13 protein-coding genes are annotated in these 13,931 nt (G+C 73.5%); 8 read left to right on the forward strand and 5 right to left on the reverse strand.

Annotation, left to right across the window (positions count from 1 at the left end; all coding sequences use genetic code 11):
• Positions 1 to 74: 74 nt before the first annotated feature.
• Together ACIQGZ_RS27180 and ACIQGZ_RS27185 are read right to left on the reverse strand one after the other, a co-directional pair.
• Positions 75 to 1,343: a cytochrome P450 gene (locus ACIQGZ_RS27180; protein ID WP_402606685.1), complete on the reverse strand. Its 1,269-nt coding sequence runs from the start codon at positions 1,341 to 1,343 to the stop codon at positions 75 to 77.
• 446 nt (positions 1,344 to 1,789) lie between these two features.
• The gene (locus ACIQGZ_RS27185; protein WP_402606687.1) at positions 1,790 to 2,293 is read right to left on the reverse strand and encodes a hypothetical protein; all 504 of its coding nucleotides are present in this window, start codon (positions 2,291 to 2,293) and stop codon (positions 1,790 to 1,792) included.
• 420 nt (positions 2,294 to 2,713) lie between these two features.
• Here ACIQGZ_RS27185 and ACIQGZ_RS27190 point away from each other — a divergent pair, with 420 nt between their 5' ends.
• From ACIQGZ_RS27190 to ACIQGZ_RS27200, 3 genes are all read left to right on the forward strand, one after another.
• The gene (locus ACIQGZ_RS27190; RefSeq protein ID WP_402606689.1) at positions 2,714 to 3,256 is read left to right on the forward strand and encodes a GntR family transcriptional regulator; all 543 of its coding nucleotides are present in this window, start codon (positions 2,714 to 2,716) and stop codon (positions 3,254 to 3,256) included.
• A gap of 1 nt (position 3,257) precedes the next feature.
• On the forward strand, positions 3,258 to 4,025 hold the full coding sequence (locus ACIQGZ_RS27195; RefSeq protein WP_402606691.1) for a GntR family transcriptional regulator: 768 nt from the start codon (positions 3,258 to 3,260) through the stop codon (positions 4,023 to 4,025).
• 286 nt (positions 4,026 to 4,311) lie between these two features.
• Positions 4,312 to 5,133 (forward strand): class I SAM-dependent methyltransferase, encoded by an 822-nt coding sequence (locus ACIQGZ_RS27200; protein ID WP_402606693.1) that lies wholly within the window; start codon positions 4,312 to 4,314, stop codon positions 5,131 to 5,133.
• A 242-nt stretch (positions 5,134 to 5,375) separates the two neighbouring features.
• Here ACIQGZ_RS27200 and ACIQGZ_RS27205 read toward each other — a convergent pair whose 3' ends face one another.
• Together ACIQGZ_RS27205 and ACIQGZ_RS27210 are read right to left on the reverse strand one after the other, a co-directional pair.
• Positions 5,376 to 6,389 (reverse strand): alpha/beta fold hydrolase, encoded by a 1,014-nt coding sequence (locus ACIQGZ_RS27205; protein ID WP_402606696.1) that lies wholly within the window; start codon positions 6,387 to 6,389, stop codon positions 5,376 to 5,378.
• A gap of 320 nt (positions 6,390 to 6,709) precedes the next feature.
• Positions 6,710 to 7,921 (reverse strand): helix-turn-helix transcriptional regulator, encoded by a 1,212-nt coding sequence (locus ACIQGZ_RS27210; protein ID WP_402606699.1) that lies wholly within the window; start codon positions 7,919 to 7,921, stop codon positions 6,710 to 6,712.
• A gap of 402 nt (positions 7,922 to 8,323) precedes the next feature.
• Here ACIQGZ_RS27210 and ACIQGZ_RS27215 point away from each other — a divergent pair, with 402 nt between their 5' ends.
• Positions 8,324 to 9,511, forward strand: a complete 1,188-nt coding sequence (locus ACIQGZ_RS27215; RefSeq protein WP_402606702.1) for a methyltransferase domain-containing protein — start codon at positions 8,324 to 8,326, stop codon at positions 9,509 to 9,511.
• A gap of 8 nt (positions 9,512 to 9,519) precedes the next feature.
• Here the strand turns inward: ACIQGZ_RS27215 and ACIQGZ_RS27220 are convergent, their stop codons facing one another.
• Entirely contained in the window at positions 9,520 to 10,164 is a 645-nt protein-coding gene (locus tag ACIQGZ_RS27220) for an HAD family hydrolase (protein WP_402606705.1), read from the reverse strand.
• A gap of 151 nt (positions 10,165 to 10,315) precedes the next feature.
• Here ACIQGZ_RS27220 and ACIQGZ_RS27225 point away from each other — a divergent pair, with 151 nt between their 5' ends.
• The 4 genes from ACIQGZ_RS27225 (at position 10,316) to ACIQGZ_RS27240 (ending at position 13,911) form a co-directional block, all read left to right on the forward strand.
• Complete coding sequence (locus ACIQGZ_RS27225) at positions 10,316 to 10,753, forward strand: hypothetical protein (RefSeq protein ID WP_402606708.1); 438 nt, start codon at positions 10,316 to 10,318, stop codon at positions 10,751 to 10,753.
• A 154-nt stretch (positions 10,754 to 10,907) separates the two neighbouring features.
• Complete coding sequence (locus ACIQGZ_RS27230) at positions 10,908 to 12,008, forward strand: FecCD family ABC transporter permease (protein WP_402606711.1); 1,101 nt, start codon at positions 10,908 to 10,910, stop codon at positions 12,006 to 12,008.
• The gene (locus ACIQGZ_RS27235) at positions 12,005 to 13,057 is read left to right on the forward strand and encodes a FecCD family ABC transporter permease (RefSeq protein ID WP_402606714.1); all 1,053 of its coding nucleotides are present in this window, start codon (positions 12,005 to 12,007) and stop codon (positions 13,055 to 13,057) included. The genes ACIQGZ_RS27230 and ACIQGZ_RS27235 overlap by 4 nt, the downstream gene beginning before the upstream one ends.
• The gene (locus ACIQGZ_RS27240) at positions 13,054 to 13,911 is read left to right on the forward strand and encodes an ABC transporter ATP-binding protein (RefSeq protein WP_402606716.1); all 858 of its coding nucleotides are present in this window, start codon (positions 13,054 to 13,056) and stop codon (positions 13,909 to 13,911) included. The genes ACIQGZ_RS27235 and ACIQGZ_RS27240 overlap by 4 nt, the downstream gene beginning before the upstream one ends.
• The last annotated feature ends 20 nt before the right edge of the window (positions 13,912 to 13,931 follow it).

Genomic DNA, 13,931 nt, shown 5'->3' on the forward strand with positions numbered 1-13,931 from the left:
CGGCCACCCGCCGTACGGAGCCGGTACCGGGCCTTCGGGCCCGGTCGTTCGGCGGCGCCGCACCGGCTCCGGTCTCACAGGTGGAGCGGGAGGGCCTTGAGGTACCAGTTGACGGGGTTGGTGCCGCGTTCGAGGTCCTGCGGGGAGGCCGCGGCGAGCCGCAGGCCGGGGAAGCGGTGCAGGAGGGCGCTCAGCGCGATGGCGGCCTCCTCCTGGGCGAGGTGGGCGCCGAGGCAGCGGTGGGCACCGTGGCCGAAGCCGAGGTGGGTCTCGCGGTGGCTGCGGGTGCGGGTGATGTCGAGGCGGCCGGGGTCGGTGAAGGCACGGGGGTCGCGGTTGGCGGCGGACAGGATCGGCAGGACGGCCTCGCCGGCGCACACGGGGGTGGTGCCGACGGTGGTGTCACGGGTGGCGTAGCGCGGCAGGGCGCGGACCACCGGCCCGCAGTAGCGCATGAGTTCGTCCACGGCGTGCGGCATGAGGGTGGGGTCGCGGCGCAGTGCGGCGAGCTGGTCGGGGTGGTTGAGCAGGGCTTCGGTGCCGTTGGCGATGAGGTTGACGGTGGTGATGTGCCCGGCCACGACGAGGTTGACGATCAGGGCGACCAGCTCGACGGTGCTCAGCCGGTCGCCGTCGTGGGCGGTCAGCAGCGCGGAGACCAGGTCGTCGCCGCCGGGGTGGCTGGTGTGGTGGTCGACGAGGGTGTGCGCGTCGTCCACCATGCCGGCCAGTGCGGCGCCGAGTTCGCCCCCGCAGGTGCCGGCGGTGAGGGTGTTGCTGCGGCGGCGCCAGCGGTCCCGGTCGGCCTCGGGGACGGCGATGAGTTCGCAGATGACGGTGATCGGCAGCGGGCGGGCGAAGTGCTCGACCAGGTCGACCACCCCGTGTTCGGCGTGCTCGGGCAGCCGGTCCAGCAGTGCGGCGGCGACGGCCTCGATCCGGGGGCGCAGCGCCGCCACCCGCCGGGGGGAGAACGCGGCGGTGAGCAGGCCGCGCAGCCGCCGGTGGTCGGGGCCGTCCGCGTCGAAGATTCCGGCGCGCAGGTACTTCTCGTAGCCGGGGAGCATGCCACGGGCCTGCCAGGTCTGCTCGGTGCGGTGCGCGACCGCCCCGCCGGGGACGGCTGCGGCGTCGATGGTGAAGCAGGGGTCGCTCATGACGGTGCGGATGTCCTCGTGGCGGGTGGCCAGCCACATCGGATCGACTCCGCGCACCTGTCCCCGCACCAGCTGCGGCCGCTCGCGTATCGGCCCGTAGCCGGTGAACGGATCGCGCACCAACTCCCGGGCGGCCAGATCGATGACCGGCTCGTCGTCCTCGGTCTGCGGGCCTTGCACGTCCATGCTGGCATCCTTTCGAAACGTTCGAAACGACGGACCGCCTTGATGAAGCGCAGCTGCTCAACCCGGCCGACCCCGCAGAGCAGGGCCCCCCGCCGGCCCGCACCATGCCGTCGGCGCAGCTCCCCGCCCCCTGCCCACGCAGTCGGCCGGGTGGCGCGGGTACCCCGGGGTGGCCGTACCACAGTGCAGCAATGAACCGCCCGGTAAGTCAGCCCCCATCGACCCATTCACCCGAAAGAGTGAACCCCGCGCCCCGGCCGAACACACTGCTCCCCGACCGCTGCCATGGGCCGGCGCACCTCGGCCTCAGCAAGCCGCTCGTAGTCGAACCCGTACCGCCGACGCACCCCGCCCAGAAACCACCCGGCAGCAGCGAGCCCGGCGCAGCTGGTCGGGGCTCCGCAGCCTCTCCCCAGCACGGCGCCCGGCAACTGACGTGAGGTCGGTCAGCATTGGGCGATCCCGCTGGTGGCGAGTTCGGTGGTGAGGTCGACGGGGGTGGCGCGGCGGAGTTCGCGGATGAGCTGGGAGGCGAGGAGCCAGCGGGTGCCGGGGTGGCCGTAGGGCAGGGAGGCGCCCTCGCCCACCTCCTCCAGGACGCGGCCGCCGGGCCGGTACACGCTGCCCCACACACCCCAGAGCGACGGCTTCCGCGCCCGCACCGCCGTATGGCGGCCGGTCAGGCTGGGGCACTGCCGGACCGCGATGCCGGCACAGGGCAGGCACAGCGGCGGCTGGGCGGTCAGCATCTCCTCCGCGCCGCCCGCCGCCGCCAGCTCCGCCCCGGTGCGGTTCGCCAGGAACAGCCACCCCCTGGACGTACGCGACGCGGGCCCGCCGCAGATCTGGCACAGCAGCCCCAGCATCGCCCGCCGCTGCCGGTCCGGATGCATCACCCGGTACACCGGCCGGCCCTCGCCCACCGCCTCCGACAGACGCTCCCACAGCACACCCCGCCCATCCCGATCCCCCACCACCTCCCGCCGAAAGCACAACCCCCCGCCATCCGCCCGCACCGTCAACTCCCCCCACCGCACCCCCCGCTCACCCGACCACTTCGTCACGTACGGCACCACCGTCGGCCGGGACAGCGACGGGGAAGGTGCAGAGGCATGTGCAGGCATGAGCGGGTGTCTCCGTTCAGTTCTCAATCGGCTAGCGGCTTCCGTCGGGGCTGTCACCCCACCCCTTCGGGGCATTTGCGCATGTCAGAGCAGCCCAAGAAGGGCCCACCGGCCGCTTCCGCTTCGCTTGGCGACCCGAGATGACCGTACTGCCTTTCGCAAAAGGTGGCAAGGTATCCATGTCAGCCGAGGCGCTTACTGTGTAAAGCAGCAAGGTCCGCGATCCGCAGAGAGCAGGGAGATCCGGTGGACGGCAGCGAGTGGGTCCACACATCGACGGCATACGTGAAGCCCCGCAGCGGGGGGCGGGGGGATGCCTGGAGCGAAGAAGCCGCCAGCCGTGGAAGGCGGGGCACTCAGCGCATCGTCCGCGCGGGTGAAATCGCGGCCCCGGAAGGGGTGGCCGCGCTCCTGGGGCTCTCCGAGGGCGCCGCCGTCGTGGAACGGCGCAGGGTCATCCTCCTCGACGGAGCCCCTGTCGAACTGACGGACACCTACTACCCGGCGAGCTTCGCCCGGGGGACTCGGCTGGCGGAGACAGGCAAGATCCCCGGCGGTGCGGTGACGCTGGTGGCAAGCCTCGGACGCACCGGCTGCCGGGTGCGGGAGGAGATCCGTGCCCGGCTGCCCACCCCGTCCGAGTGTGAAGTTCTGGCCCTCACCGCCCGCGATCCGGTCCTGCACTTGACCCGGGTCACCTTGGACGCCGGGAACGAGCCGTTCCAGGTGGACGTGTCGGTCTTCCCGGCGGCAACGCAGCGACTTCGGTACGAGATGAGGATTGGCTGACATGCCCAAAGCCGACGAGGACTCGTTTGACCAGCGCCCGCTTCACGAGCGCATCGCTGCGGATCTCCGCGATGAGATCATGTCCGGCGACCTCCCGCCGGGGACCAGTCTGCCTTCCACCCAGCGGTTGAAGGATCGCTTCGGCGCGTCGAACGCCACAGTGCAGAAGGCGTTGCAGGTCCTGAAGGACGAACGCTTGGCCGTCGGGCGGGCGGGTGCCTCGGTCACGGTTCGTGCGCACCGCCAGGAAACAGTGAGGCCGGCCGACTTCGGAAAACCTGCCGAGCCGGGGAAGCCCTACCGATGGCTCACAGCGGCCGGCACGCAGGGCAGGCAGGGCACCATCCAGCTCTTGGAGGTGGCTGAGGTTCGGCCGCCGAGCGAGGTGGCCGCCGCGCTGGAGATGACCGACGGCGGCACCGCGATCATGCGGCACCGACTCCTCATGCACGACGGCGACCCCGTCGAACTGGCCACGTCGTACTACCCGCTGGAACTGGCCGCCGGCACCCCGATGGCTGAAGCACGGAAGATCCGGGGCGGTACTCCCGCCCTTCTGGCGGAGCTGGGGTACCCGCCCCGCCGCACTGTCGACCGGGTGTCCGCGCGTGTACCCACCCAGCAGCAGTACGAGGCGCTGCGGCTCCCCAGCGATCTGCCGATCCTGCGCACCCTCCGCGTGGTCTACAGCGACGGAGACCGGCCGATCGAGGTCGCGGTCATGGCCAAGGCAGGCCACCTGTACGAGCTTCAGTACGAATTCATGTAGTGGCCCGTGCGGCGGATGTGGGGCCGGGCGGTCTCGGCCTGCCAACAGACCCACCCAGAGCGATTCGGCGTGCGGCCACGGTTCGTTGAAAGGGGGTCGAAGTCAGGAGAATCCTCATGGGGAGATCCTGCACCCGCCCTGCACCGGTGCCGGGTTCGCCCAGGTCGCGCACGACATATGACGTCGACTCAGCCACATGCGGAGTCGGCTCCGCTCCGCTCTCGGTGGGCCGTGGTCTGCGCGCCGACGCCCACCTCGGCGTCACCTCGGGCGACAGAATGGAGGAATGACGAGCCCGCAGGTAGCGCCGGAGATCCTGAGCTTCTACGGCGAGGTGTACGACGAGGCAGCCCGCCTGGTCTCGGGGGCTGACGGGGTGCTGGAGCTGGTGCGTACGCAGGAGTTGCTGCGGCGGCGGCTGCCGGGGGCGCCGGCGGCGGTGCTGGATGTCGGCGGCGGGCCGGGGACGCATGCGCGGTGGCTGGTGCAGGACGGGTATGACGTGCATCTGGTCGATCCGGTGCCACGGCATGTGGAGCAGGCCCGGGTGGCGGGCTGCACGGTGGAGCTGGGGGACGCCCGGCGGTTGACCGCCGCCGACGCCTCGTACGACGTGGTGCTGCTGCTGGGGCCGCTGTACCACCTCCAGGACGCCGGGGACCGGGCACGGGCGCTGGCCGAGGCGTACCGGGCGGTGCGGCCCGGCGGCCTGGTCGCGGCGGCGGCCATCAACCGGTACGCGCCCCTGCTGCACAACGCCGCCACCGGCAACCTGGCCCGGCCCGGCGTCCAGGCCGCCGTGGACAGCAGCCTCACCACCGGCCGCCACGACGGCCGGCATGCCTTCACCCGCGCCTACTTCCACACCCCGGCCGAACTCGGTGCCGAACTGCGCCACGCGGGCCTGACCCAGGTACACGTCCACGGAGTCGAAGGCCCGGCCTGGTCCCAGCTCAAGGCCGTGGAGCAGCACAGCGGCCCGGTGACCGCCGACTCCCCGCTCTTCGCCGCCGCCCTGGCAGCCGCCCGCGCGGCCGACCACCACCCCGCCCTGCTGGCCGCCACCTCCCACCTGCTCGCCGTCGCCCACCGCCCCGCCGATGTATAGGCGATAGGACGCGCTGCACCGGGGCTGGGGGGTGAGCCTGGCGGCGCTGGAGGGGGCTGCGGCGGCGGAAGCCGGGCAGGACGGTCCGGTGACGGCCGGATCGCAGGCGCGGGAGGCGGAGCGGGCCGCTCCGCCGCTCGCCCTGGGCGGGGACGAGCGGCGGCTTCGACCGGTCGCCGGGCGCCACCCCGGCGCAGCCGGTCTGGCGGTCTGGCGGTCTGGCGGTCTGGCGGTCTGGCGGTCTACCGGTCCGCCGGGGGTCCGGTGGGCCGTCGTCTGCGGGCCACGCCGAGCAGGGTCGCTCCGGCGAGGACGGCCGCGCAGGCGGCACCGGCGACGATCCGATTGGTGGCTCCCGTGTCGGCCAGCGTGTCCGCCTTGGTACCGGCCGGTGCTGCGGCGGGCGCCTGGGAGCGGGCGGCGTCCAGGATGAGGGTGGTGACGGCCTCGGGGTGGGCGACCATCGCGAGGTGCGGGGAGTCGACCTCGATGGTGTGCGAGTGGGCCCGGCCGGCCTCGAAGCGCTCCAGGGCCGGGGCGATGGCCCTGTCCCGGGTGGCGACCAGGGCCCAGGACGGGATGGTCTTCCAGGCGGCGGGCCCGGCCTTGTCGGCGAACGCGGCGGCGTTGATCGGGCGCTGGGTGGCCGCCAGCACCGCCGTACTGACCGGCGGGAGACTGGCGGCGAACACCGCTCGGAACCTGTCGGGCTTGATGTAGAGATCGGTGCCGGTGGTCCCGTCGGGCTTCGTGAACGGCACCGACTTGAGGGCCGCGTTGAGTGCGCTGCCGGGGAACCTGGCGGACAGCACCGAGAGGGTCTCCCCCTGGTCGGGGACGAGGGCGGCGATGTAGACCAGCGCTTTGACGTGGGCGTTGCCGAACGCGGCGTTGCTGATCACCGCACCGCCGTAGGAGTGGCCGACCAGCACGATCGGGCCCGGGATGCTCCGCAGGACGCTGGCGATGTAGGCCGAGTCGCCGGGCAGGCCCCGCAACGGGTTGGCGGGCGCGATGACGCGGTAGCCGTCACGTTGCAGGCGCTGGACGACCCCGGCCCAGCTGGACCCGTCGGCGAAGGCGCCGTGCACCAGCACGACCGTGGGCCTGGCGGCGGCCCCCCGGGCGTCGGAGGCGGCGGGGTCGGCACTGGCGGAAGGCGCGGCGGCAAGCGCGGTCGCGGCGAGAACCGCAGCGAGCGCGGGCCCGCGACGCGAACGCCGTATCCGCGAGTCCGGGGTGGGCGGCATGGGCATGTGGTCCCTCCTCTGAACGGCCGGTCAGCCGTACGACCAGCGTCACCGACACCCACCCCCGGGGCGCGCGCTGCGAAGCAGGCGGGTGAACCGGGGCCCCGGAAGGCAATCCGGGCCCGAAGGGCCTCCCCGGACTCGCCGACGGCACCGGCCGCCGCCGGACGGCGACCGGCAGGACCTGCCACTCCGGCACGTCGGAGGACATGCGTCCCACTCCGAGGTCCGAGCGCCCGGCTACCGGCAGCACCGCCGGAAAGCTCCGGGCGGGCCTTGCGGGTGGCGCCTGCCCGGCCCCGAAAGGTCTCCACCGCCTTCGATTCTCAGGCGGCCGAGTCGAGAACGGCCCTCACCTCGGGTACGTCGGCGTAGTCAGCGAGCCGGGCCAGGACTACCCGCCCCCGTTCCGCTGTCCTTTCGCTGGCGATGTCGGCCGACAGCGTGAGCATTCGTTCAGCCGTGGCCGCCGCTTCCTCGGGTTCGTTGGCGTCCGCGTAGGCCACCGCGAGCCACGAGAGGTAGAGCGCCATTTCGCGCGTGTGTGTCACGTCGTATCCCCCGAGGGCTTCCCGCAACAAGGGGACCGCCCGGAGCGGTCGGCGTAGTTCCGTGTAGACGCGGGCTTCCATGACCCGCAACTCCCCGGCGTCCACCCAGTACAGGTAGGCCGGTGACTCGGTACCCCCGCTGTCCTCGGCCAGAGCCTCGCCGGCTTCCCCGAGGGCCCGCATTGCGCGCTGCGCGTTCTCGGTCCCGCCCGCTTTCGTGTGCGCCCAAGCCACCCGATCCAGGTACAGCGCACGGGCTTTCGGGGAGGCGTCCGGCCCGGCCGCGTCGAGAGCTACACGGGCGAGGTCCAACCCCTCGACTTCCCGGCCGGTGTTGCTGAGTTGGTAGGCCAGCGATCCGGCGAGATTCCCGACGAGGGTGCGGTCCTCGGCCTGCGTCGCCGCGCTGAGGCCGAGCCGGTAGATCCTCTCGGCTTCCTCAGGCTGACCGGCGTCCGACGCGATCCATCCCGCGATCTGTGCCAGCTCCCCGACCTGCACCAAGAGCTGACGGCCCGTCTCGCCGGCGTATGAGTGCTCCCGGTACATCCGGACGGCTCTTCGAAGCTCACGCAGCGCGGGCCGCCTGAGATCCCCACCGGCCAGGTAGTCATCGGCCAGCCGTAGGCCGTGAACGCGCTGCTGTAGGTCGGCAACTTGCCGGGTACCGATACGGCCTCCCGGACGGCCGCGCAGCGGCTCCAGCGGGTCCGCGGCCGGCCCCAGGAAGTCGGCCAGTGTCGGCAGCGGCGGCTCAGCGGCTGCCCGCGACTCCAGCAGGGTCGCCACGGGGACACCGAGGGCCGCGGCGAGGAACGGCAGCCATTCGCGCGGGGTGCGCTTGCCCGTCTCCCACCGGCTCACCTCCTGGCGGCCGACCGGCTCACCCTGGACGCCGGCGGTCCGGCAGACCTCCCGTGCCAGACGTGCCTGACTCCACCCGAGACGTTCACGCTCTCGTCTGATGGTGGCTCCCACGCTCCCCATGGGTCCAGTCTGGCCGACAGCCGGCCTACAGCGGGCCGCTAGTGCGGACGTCGGCCCGGAGGGACGATCTTCCCGACGGCGACCACGGCGGCCCGGACCGATGCGAGCGGGTCGGAGTACATGGCCCATGCGCCGAGCAGTGAGACGTGCCCGGACTGCGACAAGCCGCTCGGGAGTCTCGGGCACCCTGACCGGGTGGTCCGGAACTCATACCGCCGATGCGTGACTGCGCGTCGGTCCACTGACAAGGGGAGGTACGGAAATGCCTGCACGGTGGCTCACGATGGCCGACGGCGGAAACCCGCAGGACGACAGCGACAGCGGGAACAAGCACGGCGGTAGCGGGTCGGACGAGGGTGGCAACACCAACGACGGCCAGGACCCGGCGGACGGCCGCTGAACATGAGCACGCACAGCGAAGAGGAGGCGGGCCCCCAGGGGCTCGCCTCCGCGCTCGTGGAAAAAGGGGCGCTGACAAGCGACTGGTTGCCCGCGTTTGACGCGGTGCCCCGGCATCTGTTCGTTCCGGATGTGATCTGGCCCGGTCGCGCCGGAATGAACCGGCAGGATGACCGAGTGATCCGCAGCGAGGAACCCGAGACGTGGTGGCAGGCCGTCTACCGTGACGCGCCGATCACGACGCAATGGGATGACGGCGCGTACACCGGACCTGGAAAGGGCCAGATCCCGTCGAGCTCCAACTCCATGCCGTCCATGGTCTTTTCGATGCTGGACGCGCTGAGCGCCGAGAAGGGTCACAAGGTGTTGGAGATCGGCACCGGTACCGGCTGGAACGCCGCGCTGCTCTCTCACCGGGTCGGTGCGGGGCAGGTGGTCACCGTGGAAGTGGACGAGGCCACCGCGAGGGATGCGCGTAAGCGTCTGAGTGACGCCGGGTTCGATCCGGTCTCGATCATCGGGGACGGTGCCGAGGGATACCCCGCGGGGGCCCCGTATGACCGGGTGATCGCCACGGCGTCAATCGGCCGAGTCCCCCGGCAGTGGGTGGCGCAGACGAGGCCGGACGGGCTCATCGTCGCACCGTGGGGGCCGACGTACGGCGGGGAGGCGGTCGTTCGTCTCGCTGTGGCCACGGACGGAACGGCTACGGGTGGGTTCCTCGGGTCGTCGGCGTTCATGCGGCTACGTGCTCAGCGCACCGGACGCAAGCACGTCCGCGAGTACCTCGGCGGTCGGAAGTGGCCGGCGGACGGGCGGCGCAGCATGACCGGCGTCTCCCCGGAATCGGTGGGGGACTGGCCGGTCATGTTCGCCATCGGCGTGCAGGTTCCCGAGGCTTTCCCGTGGGCCGAGACCTACGATGACGGGTCCTACACGCTGTGGCTGCGGGACACCGCCGTCACGTCATGGGCGACCGTCGACTACGAGCCGGGCCGCGCGGAGTTCGAGGTCCGCCAGTCCGGCCCCCGGAATCTCTGGGACGAGGTGGTGGCCGCCTACCTCTGGTGGGACGCACAGGGACGGCCGGGGTTCGGGCGGTTCGGGCTCACCGTGGACAGCGAGGGAGAGCGGGTGTGGCTCGACCGGCCGGACCGGCCCGTGCCCGTCCTCGGCGGCGAGGGGCGGTAGGGGGCGCGCTAGACCGGGGTCGGGGTGGTGAGGAGGTGGGTGGTCAGCCAGGTGGGGAAGGCGGTGAGGTCGGGGAGGACGACGTCGGCGCCGGCGGTGTGGAGGGCGGCGCGGGAGTACGGGCCGGTGGCGACGGTGACCGCGAGGGCGCCGGCCGCGTGGGCGCCGGTGATGTCGCCCAGGTGGTCGCCGACGTAGACGGAGGCGCCCTCGGCGCGCAGCACCGCGCCCTTCTGCCGGGCCCACACCGAGCCGGCCAGCGCGTCCACGTCCAGGCCGACGTGGTCCAGGTGGAGTCGGGCGTTGGGGCCGTGCTTGCCGGTGACCACGACCACCCGGCCGCCGTGTCCGCGTACCGCCGCGACGGCCTCCCGGGCGCCGGGCAGCGGGACGCAGGCGGGCACGGCGAGGTGCACGTACAGCTCGCGGTAGCGGTCGGCGACCGCGTCGACCCGGTCGGCCGGGAACCAGTTGGCCAGCTCCGTCTCCAGCGGCGGCCCGAGCCGGGTGACCACCAGGGCGCTGTCGATCGGCACCCCGGTCTCGGCCGCGATGGCGTCGTAGGTGGCCTTGATCCCGGGCCGGGTGTCGAGCAGGGTCATGTCGAGGTCGAAGCCCACCGTGAAGGGGGCACCCAACGGGGCAGCAGCCATGCCCACCACCCTAACCGGCCGCGCGGGACGGGTTCCGTCCGGCGATCCCGCCCCGGCCGGGGCGGTCCCCGCAACCCCGGTTGCGCCGGTCGGGCGGGGAGGTGAACCTGTGGGAGGTGGGGGGAGCCCGACCGAGGAGGTACGGATGCGGATGCCTTGCCGACGTCTCTTCGCCCTCTCCGGCACCGCCGCAGCACTGGCGGCGGTGGCGGTGCCCACGTCCAGCGCCCAGGCGGCCGAGCGGCCGGCCCGGGTCCCCGTGGTGGTGGACTGCGCCCACCAGGCCCGGGTGCGCCCCGCGAGCTATGTGATCACCTGCGCCGACGCCAATGACGCACTCGCCGGGCTGCGCTGGTCGTCCTGGCAGCCGCAGTCCGCCTCGGCCACCGGCCGGCAGGTGCTCAACGACTGCGTGCCCAACTGCGTGGCGGGCCGGTACCGCAGCTACCCGGTCACCGTGCGGCTCGACCGGGTACGGCCGTGGGCCGGCCACCCGGGCCGGTGGCAGTACGGCCGGCTGCTGCTGCGCTACACCGCCCAGCGCCCGCCGGGCACGCCTCGGCAGGTCACCTTCCCGCTGTGGAGCTGAGCAGCTGAGCGGGCGGTCCGGTGGGCGGTCGTCCCGCCCACCGGGCCGCCGGGTGACGCCGGGTGACGCCGGGTCCGGGCGGCCCGACACCCGTCGCCCGCAGCGGTTTCGCCCCGATCGCCGCCGACGACTTAGCGTTCCCTAAGCTGAATGCATGGGACGGATGGCCGAGACGACCGCGCAGAGCAGCAACTCCCCGCCGTCCGGTTCCCACCCCGCCGACCCGAACCGCCCGCCGACCACCCCGCCGACCGCTCCCCGGACCGCCCGCCGGGTGGCGCTGCTGGTCTCGGCGGCGGCCGTGCTGCTGGTCGCGGCGCTGCTCAGCCTGGCCGTCGGCAGCCGCCCGATCTCCCCCGCGCATGTGCTGGGCGCGCTGCTGCACGGCGGCGGCTCCGCCGACGCGGTCGTGGTCCGGCAGCTGCGGCTGCCCCGCACCGCCGTGGGGCTGGCGGTGGGCGCGGCGCTCGGTACGGCGGGCGCGGTGATGCAGGGCGTCACCCGGAACCCGATCGCGGACCCCGGCATCCTGGGCGTCAGCCAGGGCGCGGGCGCCGGGGTGGTGTTCGCCATCTCGGTGCTGGGGGTGCGGTCGCTGGCCGGGTACACCTGGTTCGGCTTCCTGGGGGCGCTGCTCGGCGCGGTGGCGGTGTACGCGCTGGCCGGGCGCGGCCGGGGCGGTGCCACCCCGGTCAAGCTGGCGCTGGCCGGGGCGGCGGTCTCGGCGTTCATCGCCTCGCTGATCGGCGCGGTGCTGACCACCGACGCGGCGACCATGGACCAGTTCCGGTTCTGGCAGGTCGGCTCGCTCTCCGGGCGCACCGCCGACGTCGCCTGGCAGCTGCTGCCGTTCCTGCTGGTCGGCCTGGTGCTGGTCTTCTCCGTCGCCCGGGGCCTGGACGCGCTGGCGCTGGGGGAGGACGTGGCCCGGGGCCTGGGCACCCGTACCGGCGCCGTACGGGCCGTCGCCGCGCTCGGCGCGACCGTGCTCACCGGCTCGGCGGTGGCCGCCGCCGGGCCGATCGCCTTCGTCGGGCTGGCCGTGCCGCACGCCGCGCGGGCGCTGGTCGGCAGTGACCACCGCTGGGTGCTCACCCTGTCCGCGCTGCTCGGCCCGGCGCTGCTGCTGCTCGCCGACACCCTGGGCCGGCTGCTGCTGCCGCCGTCCGAGGTGCCGGCCGGGGTGATGACGGCGCTGGTCGGGGTGCCGGTGCTGGTGGTCCTGGTGCGCCGCCGGGCGGTGGTGGCCGCGTGAGCGCCGTCCGCCCCGCCGGGTACGCGCTGCTGCGCCGTCCCGGGGTGTCGCTGCTGCTGCACCGCCGGGCCGCGCTGGTGGCGACCGGGCTGACCGTGCTGCTGGCCGTCGCCGTGGTCGGTTCGCTCTGCCTGGGCGAGTCGACCGTGGCGCCCGGCGAGGTGGTCAAGGTGATCCTGGGCCGGCCGAGCCCCGACGAGCTGGTGGTCGGCACGCTGCGGCTGCCCCGGGTGACCGTGGGCATCCTGGTCGGCCTGGCGCTCGGTCTGGCGGGCGCGCTGATCCAGACGGTGGCCCGCAACCCGCTGGCCAGCCCCGATGTCATCGGCGTCACCCATGGCGCCTCCGCCGTGGTGGTCGGCCTGGCGGCCTTCGGCACCGCGCAGTCCCCCGGCCAGGTGCCGCCGGCCGCCGTCGGCGGCGGGCTGCTGGCCGGGCTGCTGGTGTATCTGCTGGCCTGGCGGCGCGGGATGCACGCGCAGCGCTTCGTCCTGGTCGGCATCGGCATCAGCGTGGCGCTCAGCTCGCTCACCCAACTCTTCCTCACCAAGGGCGACGCGCTCCAGAGCCAGCAGGCCAAGGTGTGGACGACCGGCAGCCTCAACGGCGCCGGCTACGACCAGGCCGGGTGGCTGTCGCTGGTGCTGCTGGCCGCCGTGCCCTTCGTGCTGTGGGCGGCCCGCGCGCAGCGCTCCGTCTCCTTCGACGACGCCACCGCCGTGGCGCTGGGCCTGCGGCTGAACCGCATCCGGCTGGGCCTGGCCCTGCTGGGCGTCGCGCTGGCGGCCTGCGCCACCGGCGCGGCCGGGCCGGTGGACTTCGTGGCGCTGATGGCCCCGCAGATCGCCGTCCGGCTGGCCCGTACGGCGCAGCTGCCGCTGCTGGGCTCGGCGCTCACCGGCGGGGTGCTCACCGTGGCCGCCGACCTGCTGGCCCGCAAGCTGCTCTCCCCCGACGAACTGCCGGTCGGCGTGGTCACCGCCCTGGTGGGCGCGCCCTACCTGATGTGGCTGCTGGTCCGCTCCCGCCGCAACGGAGGCCCGCGATGACGACCCGTACGGACCAGGACACCCAGGCGCCGATCGTCCCGGCGTCCCGGCTGGAGGCGCGGGACCTCACGCTGGCGTACGAGTCCCGTACGGTCGTCACCGGGCTCGACCTGGCGGTCCCGGCGGGCCGGGTCACCGTGGTGGTCGGGCCGAACGCCTGCGGCAAGTCGACGCTGCTGCGCGCGCTGGGGCGGCTGCTGAAGCCGTCCGCCGGTGCCGTACTGCTGGACGGCGAGGAGCTGCACCGCACGCCGACCCGGCAGATCGCCCAGCGGATCGGGCTGCTGCCGCAGTCACCGACCGCGCCGGAGGGGATCACCGTCGCGGACCTGGTCGCCCGGGGGCGGCAGCCGCACCAGCGGTGGTGGCAGCAGTGGTCGGAGGAGGACGAGCGCGCGGTCACCGAGGCGATGGCCCGCACCTCCACCGACGGGCTGGCGGACCGCAGTGTGGACGAGCTGTCCGGCGGCCAGCGGCAGCGGGTGTGGATCGCGATGGCGCTGGCGCAGGGCACCGGCATCCTGCTGCTGGACGAGCCGACCACCTTCCTGGACATCGCGCACCAGGTGGAGGTGCTGGACCTGGTGCGGCGGCTGAACCACGAGCGCGGCCGGACGGTCGTCGCGGTGCTGCACGACCTCAACCAGGCCGCCCGGTACGCCGACCACCTGGTGGCCATGAAGGCGGGCCGGATCGTGGCGCAGGGGCCGCCCGCCGAGGTGGTCACCGCCGAGCTGGTACGGGAGGTGTTCGGGCTGGAGTCGGTGGTGGTGCCCGACCCGGTGACCGGTACTCCGCTGGTCGTCCCGGGCGCGCCCTGGACCGGGGCGGGGCCGGGTCGGACTGCCGGCTGACGCACCCTTGTGACGTAGGC

The organism is Streptomyces sp. NPDC092296 (genome assembly GCF_044755465.1).
Classification (GTDB): domain Bacteria; phylum Actinomycetota; class Actinomycetes; order Streptomycetales; family Streptomycetaceae; genus Peterkaempfera.